This window comes from Pseudomonas sp. NPDC079367 (assembly GCF_044542195.1).
In the GTDB taxonomy this organism is placed as follows: Bacteria; Pseudomonadota; Gammaproteobacteria; order Pseudomonadales; family Pseudomonadaceae; genus Aquipseudomonas.
The window spans coordinates 588,049-607,693 of record NZ_JBITTW010000001.1 but is presented as its reverse complement, the minus strand read 5'-3'; the positions used below and the strand labels follow the sequence as shown (position 1 = coordinate 607,693).

The 19,645-nt window shown below is 60.4% G+C and carries 19 protein-coding genes; 10 read left to right on the top strand and 9 right to left on the bottom strand.

The annotated features are described in order from the left end of the window. Window positions 1-9 precede the first annotated feature (9 nt). Window positions 10-1,236 (top strand): MFS transporter, encoded by a 1,227-nt coding sequence (locus ACIGDJ_RS02540; RefSeq protein WP_157830933.1) that lies wholly within the window; start codon window positions 10-12, stop codon window positions 1,234-1,236. Window positions 1,237-1,241: 5 nt separating this feature from the next. Here ACIGDJ_RS02540 and ACIGDJ_RS02535 read toward each other — a convergent pair whose 3' ends face one another. Continuing rightward, window positions 1,242-1,865, bottom strand: coding sequence for a TetR/AcrR family transcriptional regulator (locus ACIGDJ_RS02535; protein ID WP_101162367.1), 624 nt, complete (start codon window positions 1,863-1,865; stop codon window positions 1,242-1,244). A gap of 130 nt (window positions 1,866-1,995) precedes the next feature. Between ACIGDJ_RS02535 and ACIGDJ_RS02530 the strand changes: the two genes are divergently transcribed. Beyond that, window positions 1,996-3,213: an MFS transporter gene (locus tag ACIGDJ_RS02530; RefSeq protein WP_101162365.1), complete on the top strand. Its 1,218-nt coding sequence runs from the start codon at window positions 1,996-1,998 to the stop codon at window positions 3,211-3,213. A 20-nt stretch (window positions 3,214-3,233) separates the two neighbouring features. On the opposite strand, the gene msrA is transcribed toward ACIGDJ_RS02530, so the two are convergent. From msrA to ACIGDJ_RS02500, 6 genes are all read right to left on the bottom strand, one after another. Next, entirely contained in the window at window positions 3,234-3,740 is a 507-nt protein-coding gene (gene msrA / locus ACIGDJ_RS02525; RefSeq protein WP_101162363.1) for a peptide-methionine (S)-S-oxide reductase MsrA, read from the bottom strand. Window positions 3,741-3,831: 91 nt separating this feature from the next. Further along, entirely contained in the window at window positions 3,832-4,881 is a 1,050-nt protein-coding gene (locus ACIGDJ_RS02520; protein WP_101162694.1) for an alpha/beta fold hydrolase, read from the bottom strand. Between the two features lie 11 nt (window positions 4,882-4,892). Further along, window positions 4,893-5,684, bottom strand: a complete 792-nt coding sequence (sseB, locus tag ACIGDJ_RS02515; protein ID WP_101162361.1) for an enhanced serine sensitivity protein SseB — start codon at window positions 5,682-5,684, stop codon at window positions 4,893-4,895. A gap of 35 nt (window positions 5,685-5,719) precedes the next feature. Next, window positions 5,720-6,181 carry an NUDIX hydrolase gene (locus ACIGDJ_RS02510; RefSeq protein ID WP_101162349.1) on the bottom strand — a complete coding sequence of 154 codons (462 nt, stop codon included), beginning with the start codon at window positions 6,179-6,181 and terminating at the stop codon, window positions 5,720-5,722. Window positions 6,182-6,278: 97 nt separating this feature from the next. Continuing rightward, entirely contained in the window at window positions 6,279-6,638 is a 360-nt protein-coding gene (locus ACIGDJ_RS02505) for a hypothetical protein (RefSeq protein WP_101162347.1), read from the bottom strand. 85 nt (window positions 6,639-6,723) lie between these two features. Beyond that, window positions 6,724-8,850 carry a TonB-dependent receptor domain-containing protein gene (locus ACIGDJ_RS02500; protein WP_101162345.1) on the bottom strand — a complete coding sequence of 709 codons (2,127 nt, stop codon included), beginning with the start codon at window positions 8,848-8,850 and terminating at the stop codon, window positions 6,724-6,726. 189 nt (window positions 8,851-9,039) lie between these two features. Here ACIGDJ_RS02500 and ppk2 point away from each other — a divergent pair, with 189 nt between their 5' ends. Further along, complete coding sequence (ppk2, locus tag ACIGDJ_RS02495; protein WP_101162343.1) at window positions 9,040-9,855, top strand: polyphosphate kinase 2; 816 nt, start codon at window positions 9,040-9,042, stop codon at window positions 9,853-9,855. Between the two features lie 42 nt (window positions 9,856-9,897). Here the strand turns inward: ppk2 and ACIGDJ_RS02490 are convergent, their stop codons facing one another. After that, window positions 9,898-10,797 carry a LysR family transcriptional regulator gene (locus tag ACIGDJ_RS02490; RefSeq protein ID WP_101162693.1) on the bottom strand — a complete coding sequence of 300 codons (900 nt, stop codon included), beginning with the start codon at window positions 10,795-10,797 and terminating at the stop codon, window positions 9,898-9,900. Between the two features lie 94 nt (window positions 10,798-10,891). Here ACIGDJ_RS02490 and ACIGDJ_RS02485 point away from each other — a divergent pair, with 94 nt between their 5' ends. The 7 genes from ACIGDJ_RS02485 to cydB all read left to right on the top strand — a co-directional run bounded on the left by ACIGDJ_RS02485 (window position 10,892) and on the right by cydB (window position 16,877). Next, a complete protein-coding gene (locus ACIGDJ_RS02485; protein WP_178081241.1) occupies window positions 10,892-12,124 on the top strand; it encodes an MFS transporter in 1,233 nt (410 codons plus the stop codon). After that, complete coding sequence (locus tag ACIGDJ_RS02480; RefSeq protein WP_157830932.1) at window positions 12,111-12,425, top strand: hypothetical protein; 315 nt, start codon at window positions 12,111-12,113, stop codon at window positions 12,423-12,425. The genes ACIGDJ_RS02485 and ACIGDJ_RS02480 overlap by 14 nt, the downstream gene beginning before the upstream one ends. 102 nt (window positions 12,426-12,527) lie before the next feature. Beyond that, window positions 12,528-13,580 (top strand): AbrB family transcriptional regulator, encoded by a 1,053-nt coding sequence (locus ACIGDJ_RS02475; RefSeq protein WP_101162337.1) that lies wholly within the window; start codon window positions 12,528-12,530, stop codon window positions 13,578-13,580. A 277-nt stretch (window positions 13,581-13,857) separates the two neighbouring features. After that, window positions 13,858-14,073, top strand: coding sequence for a hypothetical protein (locus ACIGDJ_RS02470; protein ID WP_101162335.1), 216 nt, complete (start codon window positions 13,858-13,860; stop codon window positions 14,071-14,073). A 23-nt stretch (window positions 14,074-14,096) separates the two neighbouring features. Continuing rightward, window positions 14,097-14,486, top strand: coding sequence for a VOC family protein (locus tag ACIGDJ_RS02465; RefSeq protein WP_101162333.1), 390 nt, complete (start codon window positions 14,097-14,099; stop codon window positions 14,484-14,486). Between the two features lie 3 nt (window positions 14,487-14,489). Beyond that, window positions 14,490-15,863 (top strand): cytochrome ubiquinol oxidase subunit I, encoded by a 1,374-nt coding sequence (locus ACIGDJ_RS02460; protein ID WP_101162331.1) that lies wholly within the window; start codon window positions 14,490-14,492, stop codon window positions 15,861-15,863. Between the two features lie 12 nt (window positions 15,864-15,875). Then, window positions 15,876-16,877 carry a cytochrome d ubiquinol oxidase subunit II gene (cydB, locus tag ACIGDJ_RS02455; protein WP_397478253.1) on the top strand — a complete coding sequence of 334 codons (1,002 nt, stop codon included), beginning with the start codon at window positions 15,876-15,878 and terminating at the stop codon, window positions 16,875-16,877. Window positions 16,878-16,880: 3 nt separating this feature from the next. Here cydB and ACIGDJ_RS02450 read toward each other — a convergent pair whose 3' ends face one another. Continuing rightward, window positions 16,881-19,490, bottom strand: a complete 2,610-nt coding sequence (locus ACIGDJ_RS02450) for an EAL domain-containing protein (RefSeq protein WP_101162327.1) — start codon at window positions 19,488-19,490, stop codon at window positions 16,881-16,883. Window positions 19,491-19,645: the final 155 nt, after the last annotated feature.

Sequence of the window (19,645 nt, the reverse complement as noted above, 5' to 3'; positions counted from 1 at the left end):
AGTTTTGAAATGAATGAATATGTCTGTGATGGGCGAGCTGAAGAAGAGCCGACAGTGCCTGCGTGGATGGCGGTTTTCTCACTGGCGATGGGAGTGTTCGGATTACTCACCGCCGAATATCTGCCGGCCAGCCTGCTGACCCCGATGGCGCTGGATCTTGGCGTCAGCGAAGCGCTGGCCGGGCAAGCCGTGACGGTGACAGCGGTGGTCGCGTTGTTTGCCGGATTGTTGGTGCCGGGGTTGACGCGTAGCCTGGATCGGCGGCGGGTGTTGCTCGGGTTTTCGGCACTGATGATTGCCTCGAATCTACTGGTCGCGTTGTCGTCCAGCCTAGCGGTGCTGCTGATCATGCGAATCCTCCTGGGCATCGCCCTGGGCGGTTTCTGGAGCATGGCGGCGGCGGTGGCGATGCGCCTGGTGCCGGCGGCGCTGCTGCCGCGCGCGCTGTCGATCATCTTCAGCGGGATCGCCGTGGGTACGGTGGTGGCGGTGCCGCTGGGCAGTTATCTCGGCGGCCAGTTTGGCTGGCGCAGTGCGTTTTTCGCGGCGGCAGCGGTGGGCGTGGTGACGCTGGTCTTTCAAATGTTCACGCTACCCAGTCTGGCGCCGCATCGTCCGTCACGCCTGCGTACGGTACTCGAGGTGTTGCTGCGACCGGGCATTGCCATCGGCATGTTCGGCTGCGTACTGGTGCACACGGGGCACTTCGCGTTGTTCACGTACATCCGGCCGTTTCTGGAAAGCACTACCGGCGTCGGCGCGCAGACCTTGGCCTTGATGCTCCTTGGTTTCGGCGTGGCAAACTTTGCCGGCACGTTGTTCGCCGGTTGGCTGTTGCAGCGCAATCCACGGGCAACGCTGGTGCTTATGCCGGTGTTGGTCGGCGTTGCCGCTCTGGCGCTGGTCGCGTTCGAGGCTTCGGTCCCCGGGCAGGCGTTGCTCCTGGCGCTGTGGGGGATGGCCTTCGGTGGCGTGCCGGTGGCATGGTCGAATTGGGTGGCGCGTTCAGTACCCGATCAGGCCGAAAGCGCGGGCGGCATGGTCGTCGCGTCGGTGCAGTCTGCTATTGCCGCCGGTGCTGCCGCTGGCGGTTCAGTGTTCAGTTTCAGCGGCATCAACGGTGTATTTGTCGGGGCCGGAATGCTGATGTTGCTGGCTGCGTTACTGATCGCATTGAAGGTCAATGTCGATGTGCCGGAGCCAGGCTCGCCGGCAGCGGCGCCCGTGCATTTGTGATTTGATCAAGGTGTTGCACGAGTGGCGGCGATGTCCCAGGTTCGCATGATCTGCGTGATGGCAGCATCGATGTTTTCCAGTGCGGTGTTGTCTCTGGCGAGGATGGATATGCCTTGCAGGAAACTGTCGAATACCGTCGCCATCACTGCTGCACTTGTGCCGCTCGCCAGCTCACCGGCATTCACAGCACGCTCGACGCAGGCTTGAATACCGGCGCGGGTGCGCTGCCGTGAGCGGGTCAGGGCTTGCGCCACATGGGCGTTTTCCGGACTCGGCGCGCTCATGATACCGAGGGTCACCATGCAGCCCTTGGGGTGCGCGTCGTCGCATTGCATGCGTGCCGACTGGCGCAATGCGGTCTCGATCGCCTGGCGCGGTGGCAGACTTTCGTCCCACAGGCATTCGGTGACTTGCGCGTAGGTGGCCATATAACGTTGCACGCATTCCTCGAACAATGCCTCCTTGGAACCAAACGCGGCGTAGAAGCTCGGCGCCGAGATACCGCCACCCAGGCCCGCCTTCAACTGGGCCAGCGATGTCGCGTCGTAGCCGTGTTGCCAGAACAATTGCAAGGCCTGATCGACAGCCTCGGCGCGATCAAACTGACGGGGGCGACCGGTTCTCGCCATGAGCAAACTCCTCGTTGATTTCAAATACAGACTAGTCGATACAGAAATTGTTGACAACGCTGCACATGCGCCTTCAGGATTTAGATCGATCGGTATTTAAATCTGAGTCGGTTTTTTCGAGGAGCTTCCCGTGACACCTTCAATAACGTTAACGGCTACGCCAAAAGGCTTGCCCGTCGGTGCTTTGCTGGCGTTGGCCATGACTGGCTTCATCTGCATCGTCACTGAAACCCTGCCGGCGGGCTTGCTGCCGCTGATCAGCGAAGGCCTGGCAATTTCGCCCTCCATGGCCGGGCAAATGGTCACCGCGTATGCATTGGGTTCGGTGTTGGCGGTGATCCCGATGACCATCGCCACCCGTGGCTGGCGGCGCCGCAACGTGTTACTGCTAACGATTGTCGGTTTCCTGCTGTTCAATTCAATTACCGCGCTGTCGTCGCACTACGGCGTGACGCTGGTCGCACGGTTTTTCGCCGGGGTAGCGGCGGGTCTGGCGTGGAGTCTGTTGGCCGGCTACGCGCGACGCATGGTCGAGCCTGAGCAGCAGGGCAAGGCGTTGGCTCTGGCGATGGTTGGCACACCGATCGCGCTGTCGCTGGGCGTGCCTCTGGGTACCTGGCTCGGCGGGCTGGTCGGTTGGCGCACCACGTTCGGCCTTATGTCGGCGCTGACCCTGGTATTGATCGTCTGGGTACTGGTGAAAGTGCCCGACTATTCGCCGCAACCGGCCGATCAACGCCTGTCGCTGGGCAAAGTCCTGACTACCCCGGGCGTTCGTCCTGTGCTGGCCGTCGTGATCAGCTGGATGCTCGCGCACAACATTCTCTACACCTACATCGCCCCGTTTGTGGCGCCGGCGGGCATGGCCGAGCGCGTGGATGCGGTATTGTTGATCTTTGGCGTCGCCGCGCTGGTCGGGATATGGCTGACGGCGAAACTGGTCGAGCCGCTGCTGCGCTCGACGGTGTTGCTGAGCCTGGCAACCTTTGCCGCTGTCTGCGTAGCGCTGGGTTTTGGCGCAGGGATTGCAGAGGTGATCTATTTCGGCGTGGCGGTATGGGGATTGACCTTTGGCGGCGCGGCGACGCTGTTGCAAACGGCCCTGGCTGACGCAGCGGGTGCTGGCGCCGATGTGGCCTTGTCGCTGAACGTGGTGGCGTGGAACAGCGCAATTGCCGGGAGCGGTGTGGTCGGCGGAGTGTTGCTGGATCACTGGGGAGTGGCCTCTTTTCCATGGGCCATGCTGGTGTTGGTCGCTATCGGCTTTGCCATTGCTTGGGGGGCTCGAGCCCACGGTTTCAGACCGGGACCGCGATCGACCGGAGCAGCGGCAGTGGCGGGGCACTGAGCCCCGCCGATTTCATCTTGTTAATTGCGCTTGGGCAGTTTCCAGTTCGGCCGGATGAAGTGGCAGGTGTAGCCGTTCGGAATCCGCTCCAGGTAATCCTGATGCTCGGGTTCCGCTTCCCAGAACGGACCCGCCGGTTCGATTTCCGTTACCACGCGGCCGGGCCATAGCTTCGAAGCGTCGACGTCGGCGGCGGTGTCTTCGGCGACGGCGCGCTGCTCGTCGTTGAGGTAGTAGATCGCCGAACGATAACTCGGGCCAAGGTCGTTGCCCTGACGGTCGGGCGTGCTCGGGTCATGGATCTGGAAGAAGAATTCGAGGATCTGCCGGTAGCTGATCACTGCCGGATCAAACTTGATCTCGATGGCTTCGGCGTGGTTGCCGTGGTTGCGATAGGTCGCATTCGGCACATCGCCGCCGGTGTAGCCGACTCGGGTATTGAGCACGCCCGGGTAGCGACGCAACAGATCCTGCATGCCCCAGAAGCAGCCGCCGGCGAGAATGGCAGTTTCGGTTTGAGTGGTCATGGTGTGTCCTTCCTCTCGGAGACGATGGGGATATGCCTTGTTATGAGGGCGTGTTTGCCGATTCCAAGGTCATTGCCGAATGCGATCTGGATCAATGGGCGGGATTACTTGCAGTTTTCGTCAGAAATTCGCTGATCAGCGCAGTTACCTGTTGCTGTATCACCGCACGTGGCCGCGCATTGTCACCATCGCGACAAATGATGCCGTCACCCGGACTGTCTTCTTCGAGCAAAGCCTCCGCAGCCGGTTTGCACGGTGACATGAAAGTGAAATGACTGGCGTCGGCGATTTCGATATATCCGGTCGATGCCTGAGGCAGGCGCTTGGCCAGATCAGCTGACTCCAGTGCTGCCGGCAGATCCTGTGACGGCGCACCAGCGGCGATAACCAGCGTTGGCACCGGCAATGTCTCCAGGCTTTGGCTGGTCATGCCGCGCGAGAGGCCCAAGTCCAGCGAAATCACAGCGGTGACGCGCTTGTCGCGCAGGTCACCAGCCAGTGCAGTCTTCGATTCCGGTGTGTTTACCGGATTCATCTGTTGATAGACCTTGCAACTGGAGAGCTGCGGATGGATTTTGCAATCGCCCGCAAACAGGTCCGGATCGAACCGTGATCCGGCGATTTCCAGCGCAGTCCAGCCGCCGAGGGAGTGGCCGACCACCGCAATGCGACCCTTGTCGACGGCGCCGAATTTATCCGGTTGGGAGGTGACTGAGTCAATGGCGCGGCTCAGGTCGACGGGGCGCTGCCACAACTGTGCCGCCGCCTGCGCGCTACGGTCATGAGTGGTGGTGCCGGGATGGTTGACGGCTGCGACGATATAACCCTGATGGGCCAGCGCACTCGCCAGCCAGGCCTGATTACTCCAGTTGCCTCGGTAACCGTGGGATAGCACGACCAATGGATGCTCACTCGCAACGGGTGGCGCATCACGAACGGCTGAGACACCAACAAAGACTGCGTCATCGGCGATCAATTGGGCGGTGGTTGTCGTCGTGCCTGGGTACCAGACGGCCATTTCCAGCGGACGATTGTGTTGCGGGTCGGGCAGGGTGGTGGTCTGGAAACCGATGGCGCTGATGTCAGCCAGTGCGCTGGTGGAAAGGACGATGACAAGCGAGGCCGTCAGTGCGGCTTTCAATGGATTGATCATCACGCTCTACCAAACCCGAAGAACGAACGCAGCTTGCCCGGTGACTTGCGTTCGTAGAACGGTTTGGTCTCCCTGAGGAAGTAATCACTCAGCCCGGCTTGTCCCGTCAGCACGCGGCAAAAATCAACCGGCCCGCCATCAGGGGCTGTGTCTCCAGCGACATTGCCGGCTTCGCGCATGACCTGTTCGATATCGCCATCCGCTTCGATGCCGACGATCAGGTGCGGTTTTTCATCAACCGAGGCGTCGTGCATCAGCGCCAGGAACGCGCGTTTCACATTGGAGTGTTTGGCCAGCAGTTGCGAGAGCGAATGGACCATCGTCGATGGGTAGTCCGAAGGCTGTCCAAGCAAGACGTTGGTTTCTTTTTCAACGGTGCGCTGCGTGGCGGGCCGGCCGATTTCGCCTGAGAGCAGGCGTTGCACTTCCTCCGGAAGGAATTCCTTGCCGTACGGCGACTTCGGATTCAGAAAGAGCAGCGCGCCCAGCGTGATTTCGAACAATGATCGGGCCGGTATCTCTACATAGCTCTGCTCGCTGTCGATGGATTGTTGCAGCGTTTGCAGCGAGGAGAAGAACGGAATGACCGGCGTGCCATCGGGCTTCTGCCAATGGGCGATGCTGATGTTGCTGCCGGCTTCGAGATTGACATGGCCTTGCGCCGCACCGGCGGTGCCGAGGATGTAGACGGTCGAGTCCAGGAGGGTTCGATAGAACTCAGGGCGATGCGCGGGTTCGTCCGCGGCCAGCCGGAGTGATGTTTCCAATGGGTTTTCTTGGGAAGTATCCATGAGACTAATCCGTTATTTTCTATGGAAAACGATGATTACCTGGCCGGTTCGAAGATGCCTTCATTCACCAGCATTTCATCCAGCCTCTCGGGCCATATCTGATCATCGGTGCCACGTAGTAATTCAGCGGACCACCAACGATGATCGACCATGACCTCGGTTTCTTGCAGAGTCCAGCCGGTTCTGGAAAGCCGTTCGCTGGGTGCGTGCACGACGAAATATTGTTCGACTGCGAGTACAGTCTCGCCGCTGGGTAATAGCATGGGAAAATCCCGGTGTGCTACAGGCCCCTCAACGGCACTGGCCTTTATGCCGGTTTCCTCAAGCAGCTCACGTATCGCAGCGTCATGGAACGTTTCGCCGCTTTCAAGGCCGCCTCCTGGGGTTGCCCAGTAATTTCTGCCGGCCAAGGCGCCGTTTTCATGGATGAATCTGAAAAGCAGAACTTCTTGCGAAGGACTTATGACCAGTAATCGTGCTGCGTTGCGTTCGCGCATCTACATCTTCCTTGAAGGGCTTGCCACTGCTTGTTGCGTTTCGGATTCGTATTGCAAGAGGACGTCGGGCTGGCAAGAGCTCCTTATTGCACAGCCATTAAAGACCACCCAACCCGCTAAACCACGGAAAAACCACTCCAGCTTCGTGGCCTTTATACGCTGACCTCGCCCGCAATTGTCTGCTACAACGAAGCCAGCTGATGATCGCCGGTATCGCCAATAGCGTCAGAAACCACTGGAAAGCATTGCTGGACTGAAGCGCGAGGGCCAGAAGCACATTGATCAGCAATGCCCCAAGAATCGCGACGTTGTACTTGATGTGCCGACGTTTGATCGCAACAAATTCTTCCCAGTCGTAAATCAACCAATCGTGGGAAAACTCTCCGCACTCAGGGCATTTATGCGTGGGCGGAAGGTTATCGGTGGTGAACCCACAATCAGGGCAGCAGACTGTCATTGAGCGAACCTTCCGCAAGCTGTCTCATATCGCTAGCCAGCGTAGTGCAGATTGGCTGGAGTTGTCCGTCTACAGCCAACAGGCCTCACAACAAACTCCACGAAACCCCAACATAAACCCCCATCCCTTCACCCGGAGTCGACCGCGCAGCATCCAGACCTTTGTCGTCATACCCCGGCGTGACCGTTGCCGCATAACGCTTGCCGGTCAGGTTGCGCATGTCCACCCAGCCTTGCCAGTCACCCTTCGGGGCGTTGTAGCCCAGCGTTGCGCCGAACAGCGCGTACGGGTCGGCGTAGTAGCTGTTGGCGTAGTCCACTGCAGTTTTGGAGACCAGTTGCGTGTTCACGGCGGCGAAGAAACCCTGCGGCCAGTCGTAACGCAGTTCGCCCTGGTAATAATGCATCGGCAGGCCCGGCAGGCGGTTGTCGCCGAAGCGCTCATCGTCGCGGTAGTGAAAGTCGCTGAAAGTGTAGGCCTGGCGCAAGCTCAGCTGGCGGCCGTCGGCGGCGGTCCAGAGTTTGCTGTTGAGGCTGGCCTCGATCCCTTGGTGTACGGTCGGGCTGGCGTTGAGTTCGTAGGGCGTGACGGCGCTGGCATCCGGCAGCACCGAGAGCAGTTCGTGACGAACTTGCGCGTAATACCACGCCAGACTCCATTCGCCCAGGTTGCTGTCGCCACGGCCGCCGAGTTCCAGGGTCGTCGCAGTCTGGTTTTGCAGTTCGATCGGGTCGCGCTGGGTGCCGGTCGCAGCACCGTTGCCGGCAGGGAAGCGTACGTTGGAGCTGTAGATCAGTGACCACGGATGCGGCGCTTCGACGGAGCGGCTGAGATTGCCGAACACTTGCACGTCCGTGGTGATCTGGTAGCGCAGGCCGATCCGTGGTGCGTAGTCCCAGTCGTTGAGGCTGGTTTTGCCGCCGCCTTGCGGATAGGTCACGGCGCTTTCGCGGCGGGTGTAGATGGCGGCAAGGCCGGTAGTCAGCCAGAGGTCGTCAGCGATTTCCAGGTCGTTACCGAAATGCAGCACGGTATCCGAGCCCTGATAAGTGAAGTTGCGCATCCGTGTGCCGGGCGCATGGTTGGCGGTATTGACACTCGGGATGCGCACGAACTCGCTGGCGCCATCGTTGGGCAGATGCTTGGTCACGCGCAGGCCGGCATTGCTGCGGCTTTCCATGCCGAACAGGGTGTCGCGACGCTTGTAGTCGAAGGTGCCGCTGACATCGGTGTAAGCGACTTTCAGCCGGTTCGGGCCTTCGCGCAAATCCATCGGGTAGTCGTGGTAGACAAGGCCGGTCTGAATGCTCGAGTCGTCGTCGAGGTAGAAGGTGGTCTTGTTGCCGATGAAGGTACTACCGGGTTGTTTGCGGCTGTCATCGCGGGTGACATACGCCGGGTTGGCTGCCCGAGGCCTGTGTTCGATGGAATGTTTGGTCACGCGGCCGGCGAGGTCGTTGTCGGTTTCCCGGTAGCGAAAGTAGAAGCGAGTCTCCAGGTTCGGGTTGAAGCGATAGCCGAAGTTGGCGATCAGGCCTTTGCTCTCGCTGGCAGTGTGATCCTGATAGCCGTCGGCGTTGGCATCGGTCATGGACACGTAGTAATCGAAATCCCCCAGCACTTGCCCGGAGCTGATCTGGCGCTGCTGATAGCCATGGCTACCGGTGGCGTAGCGCACTTGCAGCTTCGGCGCGGTGTAACCGGTGTGGCTGACGTAATCGACAGCGCCACCCAGCGCCAGCGAGCCGCGATCAAAACCGTTGGCACCCCGCAGGACTTCGACATGGTCGACCCACAGCGGCTCGAGCAATTCATACGGTGTGCCGCCGGGACCGGTCAGCGGCAGGCCGTCGAGCATCGTATACAACCCGGATGCATGGGCGCCCGGTGCGCGGTTGATGCCTGAACCACGGATGGAAATCTTCACACCTTCGTTGCCTGCCGACTGCGCATACACCCCCGGTTGATAGGCCAGCACATCCTGATTGCTGGCAACGCGGCCCTGCAACGGCTGGCGCATGTCGACCACGTTGGTACCCCCCGGCACCTGTTCAAGGCGTGCCCTGGCCTCTTCGACCGTTGCATCGGTGCCACTGCGCTGTTCCGCCGAAATCAGCACTTGCCCCAGTTCCAGATCTTGGGTCTCGGCCATCGCCGGGCAGGCCAGGGCCAGACCGAGCAGGGCTGTGGGCAATGATTTGGGCGACGGCATCGAAAAACTCCAGCAAACAGGGGATCGGGCAATGAACAGTGCGACGTCGGAACAAACGCAGGAAACACATGGCGGCCCGGCTTTTTTGCCCCACGATGGCAAACAGCCGGGCGTGGGCTAACCTCACGGCTCAGGCCCTTCGGGTCAATAAACAATTTCACCGGGCTGTTGAAGCGCGAGGACGTATTCATGGCGAAAAACTACAAGAAACCTGCAAAGGCCCTCGAACGCCCGAGCTTGAAAAACAAGGACTATCTTGCGCAACTGCGCAAACTCCATATTGAACTGGTCAAGCTGCAGGAGTGGGTCATCGCCAAAGGTGTCAAGGTTTGTATTGTGTTCGAAGGCCGCGACGGTGCGGGGAAGGGTGGGGTGATCAAGGCGATCACTGAGCGCGTCAGCCCACGGGTGTTCCGCGTGGTGGCATTACCGGCGCCGACCGATCGCGAAAAGAGCCAGATGCATGTGCAGCGTTACCTGCCGCATCTGCCGGCAGGCGGCGAAGTGGTGATCTTCGACCGCAGTTGGTACAACCGCGCCGGTGTCGAGCGTGTCATGGGTTTTTGCACGGAGGAACAGGCCGACAAATTTCTCAAGTCGATTCCGTGGGTGGAAAACGCCATCGTCGATTCGGGAGTAATCCTGCTCAAGTACTGGCTCGAAGTCAGTCCAGAGGAACAGACCCGCCGGCTCGAAGCGCGCATCAATGACGGACGCAAGATATGGAAACTGACGCCGATGGATCTCAAATCCTACAGCCGCTGGTACGACTACTCACGGGCGCGGGACGAGATGTTCAAATACACCGATACCGATCGAGCGCCGTGGATGGTTGCTGACTCAAATGACAAACGTCGCGCACGCCTGAACATCATTACTGATCTGCTGAGTCGCATCCCTTATGAAGAGGTGAAGCGCGATAAGGTCCAATTGCCGAAGCGGCAGAAACCGGGCAAGTACCGGGAGCCGGATTATCCGTACAAGCGCGTTGCAGAAAAATTCTGACGAAGCGTTCCAGACCTCACCTTGTTGCCGCGCAGTGATTGTTCACCGGGTCCGCAGGGACTGTTCGATCACCTCCACAAAGGCCTTCACCAGCGGGCTGCGCTCGCGTTTGCGCGTTAAAACCAATAAAGGCGCCGTGGCACTGGGTTCTGCGAGGGGCCGATAGGTCACGCCGTGCTTGACCAGGGCTTGTGTGCATTGCGGCACAACCGCAACGCCCTGGCCAGCGGCAACCAGCGCAATGATAGAGGTTATCTGCTTGCCGCTCGGCCCGGGGCGTGGCGTCAGGTCGTTGCGCCGGTACAGCGCGGCGATGATGTCGTTCAGGGCTGAGCCGTAGTCGCTCGGGAATGCGATCAGTGGAAATGCACTCAATTCGGTGAGCGTCACGTGGCTTTGCCCAGCGAGGGCGCTGTCACTGGGAACGGCCGCCATCAATGGTTCGTTATCCAGGCAAATGACTTGAATGTCCGGGTTCGCGTCGGCCGGTCGCATTCGGCTCATGCCGATGTCCAGGCGTCCTTCAACGATCTGCGCGCATTGCATGCTTGAAGCGCCTTCTTCCACGGTCAGTTGCACGTCGGGATACGACGAGCAAAAGGTCTGGATGGTCTGGCTGAAAACGTCCGAAAGGGCGATCGAACTGGCATAGCCGACAGCCAGATGCCCAGCCGAGCCGGCCGCCAGTTTGCTGGTAATGGCCGCTGTCAGGTCGACTTGCTCCAGCACGGCCCTTGCGTAGGGCAGAAAATGTCGGCCCTCCGAGGTCAGCGTGACGCTGCGCGTGCTGCGGTCGAACAAGCGAAAACCCAATTCCGTTTCCAGCGCCGAAATCTGCCGGGTCAGCGGCGGCTGGGCGATATGCAGACGCATCGCAGCGCGGCCGAAATGCAATTCGTCGCTCACGACGAGAAAGTAACGCAGACGGCGCAGATCGATCATGTTCATCCCTGGTATCAATCGGTCGGAAATCGGTATTGGATCCTGAAACCTGTCCATCTTATAAAAGTGTTTGAAAATATTACGAGCATTTCTTGTGAGCCTCCGCATGTTTTGTCCGCGGATCGCCTTGTTTCTGGCGGGATGCGCGGCGTTTATCAACCTGTATGCGACGCAGGGGCTGCTTAATGAGCTGGCCACAGCGTTCGATGTTTCCGCCCGACAGGCCAGCTGGAGCATCACCGTCACCACGCTGGCGGTGGCGGTGGCGGCCTTGTTCGTTGGCCGGCTCACCGCGCGGGCCGAGCAGCACCGGGTAATTGCCGTGGCGGCGATCCTGCTGGCGCTGCCTGCGCTGCTGACAGCCTGGTCAGGCAGCTTCGCTGAGTTTCTGCTGTGGCGAGCGGTTCAGGGGCTGTTGATACCGCTGGTGTTTGCCACCAGCATTGCCTACATCGGTGTGCGTTGGAGAGACGGCGCGGTGACCGAAGCGACCAGCGTCTACGTTGCCGGCACCGTGCTCGGCGGATTCTGCGGACGATTTCTTACCGGGTGGGTCACCGAATTTGCTGATTGGCGCCTCGCTCTGGCGCTGCTGGCGGGTCTGGGCCTGATCCTCGGTCTGGCCATTGCCTGGTTTCTGCCGCCCAATTCACGCACCTCTGTTCTGCCACCGGCGTACCGCCCTGGCGGGCGTGCCGAACGTTTCAGCAAGCCCTTGCTGGCCGCCTATGCCGTGGGCTTTTGCGTGCTTTTTGCGCAAATTGCCACCTTTACCTACGTTGGCCTGCACCTGAGTCGCGCGCCGTTTTCCCTGAGCACCGGCGCATTGGGGGCGATCTATTCGGTGTTCCTGCTGGCGCTGGTGGTGGTACCGATCGCCGGACGCCTGGGCAAGGCCCGGCCGCGTAGCGAGTTGATCACCGCCGCCGCATGCCTTGGAATCGCCGGCTCACTGCTGACACTGACTTCTTCGCTGTGGCTGACCATCGCCGGGCTGGCGCTCAGTTCTACCGGCGTGTTCCTCGCCCAAGCCGCTGCCAATGCATTTATCACTGCCCATGCCCGAGTCGACAAGGCCGGGGCCGTGGGCCTGTACCTGACCAGTTACTACCTGGGCGGCAGTTTCGGTGCGTTCGTGCCGGGCACGCTATGGGAGCTGGGCGGCTGGCCGGCGTGCGTCGCCCTGATCATGGTGTTCCAGATTCTCCCGCTGCTGGCGATTCGTCGCGGCTGGAAGGTTCCCGCACTGCCGGTCATGCCCGGCGCTTCTGCGTCAAAGCGCTTGATTCATCATCCAACAAGGAAAATGTCAGATGACCGTGAGTAACCTGCTGCCGCTGCAAAGCGCTTTATTGTCCGTGATAGAGCCCGTGCTCGACGACATGCCTGCCGGTGTTCTGCAGCACGCATTGGTCGAGGCGTTTCGCAGTCAAGTGGCAGAGCTGGTCGACATCGAGCGTTCTTTCAAGACGCTGACTGCGCGCCATCATAGCGCCGCCTCCCTGCGCACCTTCTTCGGCAGTTGGTCGAAAACCCGCCGTCGATGGGTTTGTCGAGGCGATGGGCGTAGCGGTCGTGCAGTCCGCTGCGCAGGACATCTTCATCGAGTACCTCCAGCGCAAGGCTGAAGTAATGCGCACTAGCGCTCACCCCCGTGTCCGGATGACATCAAACAGCGCTGACTGCCGTCGCTGGACGGGATGGTCATGCCTTGAAAAAAGTGGATCGCCATGAACAAGCTGATTGAAAGCCTTATTCCGATTCCGGTGGCCGCCCTTGGCGCCTGGCTCGGTTACCTCACCGGGTTTGCGCTCGGCGACCTGATCGGCGCCATCTGCGCAGTGACCGCGCTGAGCAAACTGGGGGTGCGAATGCGCATGCCGTATCCCTTCGTGGCCACCGTGCAACTGCTGCTGGGGATCAGTGTCGGCTCAATTGTCACCGGGGCAATGATGCGTGAGTTGACTGACTTCAGCATTTTGCTCGGCCTGTTGATTTGCATGACCACGCAGATCTTCGTCGGCTATAACTGGCTGCGCCGCATGGAGAAGTGGGGGCACATCGAAAGTCTGCTGGGCTCGATTCCCGGCGCGATGGCAGCCGTGATGACGGTATCGGGCGAGCAGGGACCGGCCTCAGGGCGCATCGCTTTTGTGCACATTGTGCGCCTGCTCGCACTGCTGGCTGTGGTCACCCTCATTGCCGGCGGTCATTCCGACAGCATTGCACCGACGCTGGGCACGCTGGATAACTGGCTGAGCGTGGTACCGCCGGCCATTGCAGCGGTGCTGGCCGGCTACCTGCTGGAGCGATTCGACGTGCCGGCGCCGTACATGCTGACTGGCCTGCTGTGCACCGCAGCCGTAAATGTTGGCTTCCCGGAGGCCGATCTGCATGTGCCCGATCCGTTTGCAGTGGTTGCGCTGATCCTGCTGGGCGGGCTGATCGGCATTCGACTCAAGGACATCACCTTCAAGGATGTCGTGCGTTATATCCGTGCCGGCCTGGTGGTCACGGCACTGACGTTCTGCACCACGTTGCTGGTCGCGTTTGTGATGAGCAAATTGACTGGCAAGCCGTTTCTGACCCTGTTCATGTCCTGGGTGCCGGGCGGCGTCGAGGTCATGACCGCAGCCGCGTTGCTGCTCAAGCTGGACCCGGCGTTCGTGATGCTCAACCACGTCGTGAGGATGTCGATCATCCATATTTCCCCGGTGTTCCTGCCCAAGCGCCTGTTCCAGGAACAGCCCGCGCCTTTGCCACAACCTCAGACCGAGCCGTAATCGCTGCCACCCTTCGAATAAACAAGGATTTGATCTCGATGCCACGGGTTTCGCCCGCGATGCACACCGGCTTGATTCGACTTTGCTGACGTCGCTGATCGGCAGTGGTGTGGCGACCCCTCATCCAATGGGCGGCATCTGCGTGGACCGCGCGTTGCCGGCGACGGCAATTGCTTGAGTCGAGTCGCCGGGCCACTAGATGACTCCATCCGTCGTCTGCTCTGAACCTCTGTCGCACTGATTTTTCTACCGGGTAAGTCCCTCAGGAAATACCCGTATGTTCGATCAGCAAAAAAAGGCATCACTGGCGGCATGGCGCAGGATGGCGGAGCAGACCGAGGCTGTTGTGGATCCGGAGCAGCAATATGACGACCTGCTCAAGGCTGCCGACGAGATGGAGGAGCAGGGCCTGATCACTGGCGCTGAGTGGCGCCAGTTGGTGCGCGACGCCGGTAACGTGTTTACCCATAACGAAGAAGAGACGCACGGCTGACAACTGCCATTGGAGGACATGCCATGCTCAGTTATCTGTTTATCGGCGCCAACGATGTCGAGCGTTCGGCGGCTTTTTACCAAGCGATCCTGACGCCGCTCGGCTACCGGCATGATCGCGAAGAACACTATTGTTTTTACCTGCCCAATTGCATCGACAAGTCCAACGGCCCCGGCAGTGTGCACATTTCGCAACCGTTCAATGGCGAGCCGGCAACGCCGGGCAACGGCATGATGCCGGCGTTTCGCGCCGACTCCCGGCAAAAGGTCGACCAAGTGCACAAGGCCGGGCTCGACGCTGGCGGCAGCGATGAAGGCCCGCCGGGCACCCGCGAGGCCTACACGCCGGACTTTTATGTGGCCTATCTTCGCGATCCCGAAGGCAACAAGCTTGCTGTGTTCTACAGCGGCTGATGGATGGAGCCTGTCGATTCGGCCCTGATGGCGGCCCGCGCCCAGTTCGCGATCACGATCAGCTTCCACATCGTGCTGGCGGCTTTCAGCATCGGTCTGGCGAATTTTCTCATGGTGCTGGAGGCGTTGTGGTTGAAGAGCGGGCGCCAGGTTTATCTGGACGTTTATCGCTACTGGCTCAAGGTGTTTGCGCTCAACGTCGCGGTGGGCACGGCGTCGGGATTGATTCTGGAGTATCAGTTTGGCCTTAACTGGTCGCGGTTGTCGGTGCAGGCCGGCGATGTCCTCGGGCCGCTGATGTTCTATGAAGTGATGGCGGCGTTTTTCATCGAAGCGGGGTTTCTCGGCATCATGTTGTTCGGCCTGAAGAAGGTCGGCCCCCGTCTGCACTTTTTCGCCACTTGCGCGGTGGCGGTGGGCTCAGTCATCAGCGCGTTCTGGATACTGTCCGCCAACTCATGGATGCAAACCCCCGCCGGTTATTCGATTGGCGCGGATGGACGTTATCTGGCCGAGGATTGGTGGGCAATCATCTTCAACCCCTCGTTTCCCTATCGTCTGGCGCACATGCTGCTTGCCGTGTTTATCGGCAGTGCGACGCTGGTTGCCGGGATCAGCGCCTGGCAGTTGCGCAAGGCTTCGGAAAACCCGCGCGCTCGCCTGCAATTTTCCATGGCGCTGTGGGTGATTGCGGTGCTGATGCCGGTGCAGATTGTCGTCGGCGATCTGCATGGCCGACACACCCTGCAGGCCCAGCCGCAGAAGGTGGCGGCAATCGAAGCTTCATGGACGCGCCCCGCGCAAGGGGCCGGGGAGCCACTGCGGCTGTTCGCCTGGCCGGATAGGCAAGAGCGGCGCAATCATTGGGAAGTCGCCATTCCCCGGGTCGGTTCGCTGTATTTGCAGCATGACCTGACCAGCACCATCGCCGCGCTTGATGAATTCCCGCCTGAAGACATCCCGCCAGTGGCACCGGTATTTTTCGCGTTCCGGCTGATGGTCGGGCTGGGGCTGCTGATGCTGGGGCAGGGCGTGGTCAGCCTCTTCCTGCGTCGGCGCAATCGCCTGTTCACGGCGCGCGGGTGGCTGGGCGCTTGCGTGCTGCTGGCGCCGGCCGGATTTGTCGCGATGCTCAGCGGCTGGGTGGTCACCGAAGTGGGACGGCAGCCGTTTACGGTCTACGGACTGATGCGCACGGCGGACAGTCTGTCGTCGGTGTCCAGGGCTCAAGTCATCGCCTCGACGTGGCTGATTCTGTTGTTCTATCTGCTGATCTTCGGCATCGGCCTGTGGGTGCTGCTGCGCCTGTTGCGTGAGCCGCCGCAGCAGGACCAACCGGGGCCGCAGCCCACGCTTGCCGACGAAACCGGGCACTGAGGAATCACAGACATGGACACGGACTGGCTGACGCTGTTGTGCGCCGCCGCATTGGCGTTTTCGGTGATGAATTACGTATTGCTCGACGGCACCGATCTGGGCGTCGGCATGCTCATGGGCCTGACCGGCTGCAGCCAGCAGCGCAGGGCGATGGCGGTGACGATTCTGCCGGTGTGGGATGCCAACGAAACCTGGCTGGTGCTCGGCGGCGGTGGGCTGCTGGCGCTGTTTCCGTTGGCTTATGCGATCTTGCTGCCGGCGCTGTATGTGCCTTTTATCGTGATGTTCCTCGCATTGATTGCGCGGGCCATGGCGTTGGAGTTTCGCGACTACGCAGCGAACGGACAATGCAAAAGAATCGTCGACGGCGTGTTTGCGCTGGCTTCGTTGCTGACCGGTGTTGTTCAGGGCATGGTGCTCGGCACCCTGGTGCAAGGCGTTGCGCATCAGGGCGGTCAGTACATTGGCGATGGCCTCGATTGGTTGAATCCGTTCCCGGTTTTCTGTGGCCTGGTGCTGGTGTTGGGGTACCTATGGCTGGGGACTTGCTGGTTGTACTGGCGCACCCTGGATGAACTGCAGCGGCACTCGGCACGCCAGGCCCGCCTCTTGGCCGTGGTTGTCACGGTGTTATTGCTGGTGTTGATCGCATGGACGGCTACGTTGCAGCCGCAATACGCTCGGCGGCTTGCCGATATTCGCCTGTGGTTGCCAGCAGGATTGATCCTCGGCGCTTTATCGATGATGTTCACCAAAGGCTTTCGCAGCCGCTTTGACTTCATCCCGCTGTTCGCCGCCTTGGGCGTTTTCGTGCTGGCCTTCGCGGTGATGCTGGCCGCGCTCTATCCCTTCATCATTCCGCCGGATCTGACCTTGAGCGCAGCCGCTTCCAGCCCGAACAGTCAGATCTTCATGCTGGTCGGCTTCGCCGTGCTCATACCGATCACTCTGGCTTACAACACCTTCGGCTTTCGCGTGTTCAGCGGCAAGGTGCGCGTTGCGGTCAACGGCTGAACTTCATGTCACCCGACCTTTTTTGCCCATCGGCGACAGCCTCGAAGCCCGCAACAAGTCAGCAAAAGCCGCCTTGTCGATCGGCCGGCTCATGAAGTAGCCCTGCACCTCATTGCATTGGTCCTTGCCGAGAATCGCCAGTTGTTCCTCGGTCTCGACGCCTTCGGCAGTCACCGTTAAACCCATGGCTTTGCCCAGACCGATGATCGCCTGCACCACGGCACGGTCATTGGTGCCGCTGCTGATCGAGGCAATAAAGCGCTTGTCGATCTTGATACCGTCGAATGGATAAGCACGCAGGTATCCAAGCGACGAATAGCCGGTGCCGAAGTCGTCCATGTTCAGGCGTACGCCGAGTTCTTTGAGCTGGTTCATGGTGGTCAGCGCGCCATCGGTGTCGTTGAGCATCACGTTCTCGGTGATCTCCAGCTCCAGACGACTGGCCGGGAAACGCGTATCGACCAGTACTTGGCGAACGTCCTCGACCACATCGCTCAAAGCAAATTGTGCAGGCGACAGGTTGACCGACAGCAGAATGTCAGGCGGCCAGTCCAGCGCGGTTTCGCAGGCTTCGCGCAATACCCAGCGGCCCAGCGGCACGATCAGATCGGTCTGCTCGGCGAGCGGAATGAACACGTCCGGCCCGAGCAATCCTTGGGTCGGATGCTGCCAGCGCACCAGCGCTTCGACTGAAACGATGTGCTTGCCGTCGACCTTGTAGCGCGGCTGATAGTGCAGGACGAATTCGTTGTGCTTGAGCGCGTGGCGCAAGTCATCTTCCATCTGCCGGCGCGTCTGGATCTGGTCGCTCATGTGCGCTTCAAAGTAGCACCACGTATTTTTTCCGTCGGACTTGGCCTGATACAACGCAATGTCGGCATAGCGGATCAGATCGCTGGCGACGAAGCCGTGACGACGGCTGAGGGCGATGCCGATACTGGCGCCGATATGCAAGGGATGGTGCTCGTAATTGATCGGTTGATGGAGGCTGCCGATCAAGCGTGTGCAGAATTTGTCGATCTCGTGATGGCTGTCCATGCCGTTGAGCACCACCACGAACTCGTCACCGCCCAGGCGCGCAACGATGTCGTGCTCGCGGGTGCATTCGCGCAGACGCGTGGCGACTTCCTGGAGCACCGCGTCACCGGCCGGATGGCCGAGGGAATCGTTGATCGGTTTGAAGTTGTCCAGATCGATCATCAGCAGCGACAGCGGCGGTGCGTGTTCCTTCAAAAGCAGAACTTCATCCAGATAACGCGCCAGCTTGTTGCGGTTGGGCAGACCGGTCAGGGCGTCATGCATCGACAGATGCTGGATCTGCGCATGGGCGGCAACTTCGTCAGTGATGTCGCTGGCGGTGCCCCGATATCCGCCGACGCTGTTCTTGTCGAAAATCGGCCGCGCAGAGAGACGACAATGACGCGGCTGCCCGGACTCGTCACGGTAGGTGCAGCGTAAGTCGCCGGCACTGTTTTCATCGCTCAGTTTGCGCAGCCACAACGCCAGCGGCGTGGTATCGCAGGTCAGCAACTCCCCGATGTTCTGCCCAAGCCAAAAGGCCTGCGGATAGCCGGTGACTTCGCTGAAACGCGCTGACAGGTAGGTTAGCGACAGCTGACCATCCACTTCCCAGATCCAGTCCGACGCTGCTTCGGCCACGGCGCGAAAGCGTTCTTCACTGGCTTCGAGCGCATGATTGGCCGCTTCGAGCGCCTGATTCGAGGCCTGCATCGCTTCAATGCTGTTGTCGACGTATTGCGACGAGCGCAAGGCGTGGCGGAAGAAGTACGCGGTCAGCAACATCAGCACCAGAAACGTCGCGCCGAGCGGTGGCACCAGCGTCCACAACAATTGCTGACCGGGCCGTTGCAGGTCGGCGACCAGGCTGTACCCGGTGCTGTCGAGCGGCACGCTTGGATGGCCTTTTTCAATGGTGTCGTCCGGGACCAGGGTCAGGTTCGTCAGGCCATAACCGGCGCCGATCTTGCGCAGTTTGGTCGGAGTCAGCTTGTCGACGAACACCAGCACGGAAGTGTTGCGCAGTTCGTCCAGCGGTCGTTCATCGTTGGGAATGATCGCCGCAGCGGTAATCAGCGCGGGCCAGCCTTCGAACAGCGAATAGCTGCTGACCGGCTTGGTCAGATCAGGCTGGCTCAGCACCTGCTCGACCAGCGCCGGGGCGGGCGCTTGCAGCACCGTGGAGACGTCGGTTTCGACCATCTGCCCGCGAATCACCGCGTACTTGGTGCGATTGCGGTCGAGGACAAATACGCCGTCGTAGCCGTCGGTAGTGAACATGGTTTTGCCCATGTTCTGCTCGGTGTAGGCCCAGTTGACGTCGATCGGCCCGCTCAAGGCCTCATAGGCTCGCGTCCAGTAGGCGTAGCTGGTGATGTAGTTTTTCGAAGTGGTGATGCGGTTTTCCACGGCGCGCACGGAATAGAACTGGTTCTGTTCCAGGTCTTTGGCATCGAGGGACTTGGCGATGCCCAGCAAGGTGCTGATGGCGGCAATCACGCCGGCGACGAACAACGCGCCCACGGCGATTGCCAAACGACGGGTCACAGCGCGTTGTGGGGTGGGGATTGGCGGCGTAGCGTGAGTTACGGCCATGTGCTCGTCCTTGATCCGGTGTCTTCTGAATCTAGAACAATGGCGCGGGCACAATGTTCAGATTGATGTTATTGGCATCGCCGGGATTTGTTCAAAGTGTAGCGAATCTTGCGAGATTTCCAGCAGCGCCGGTCAGCGGCGAATCCCGAAAGGGC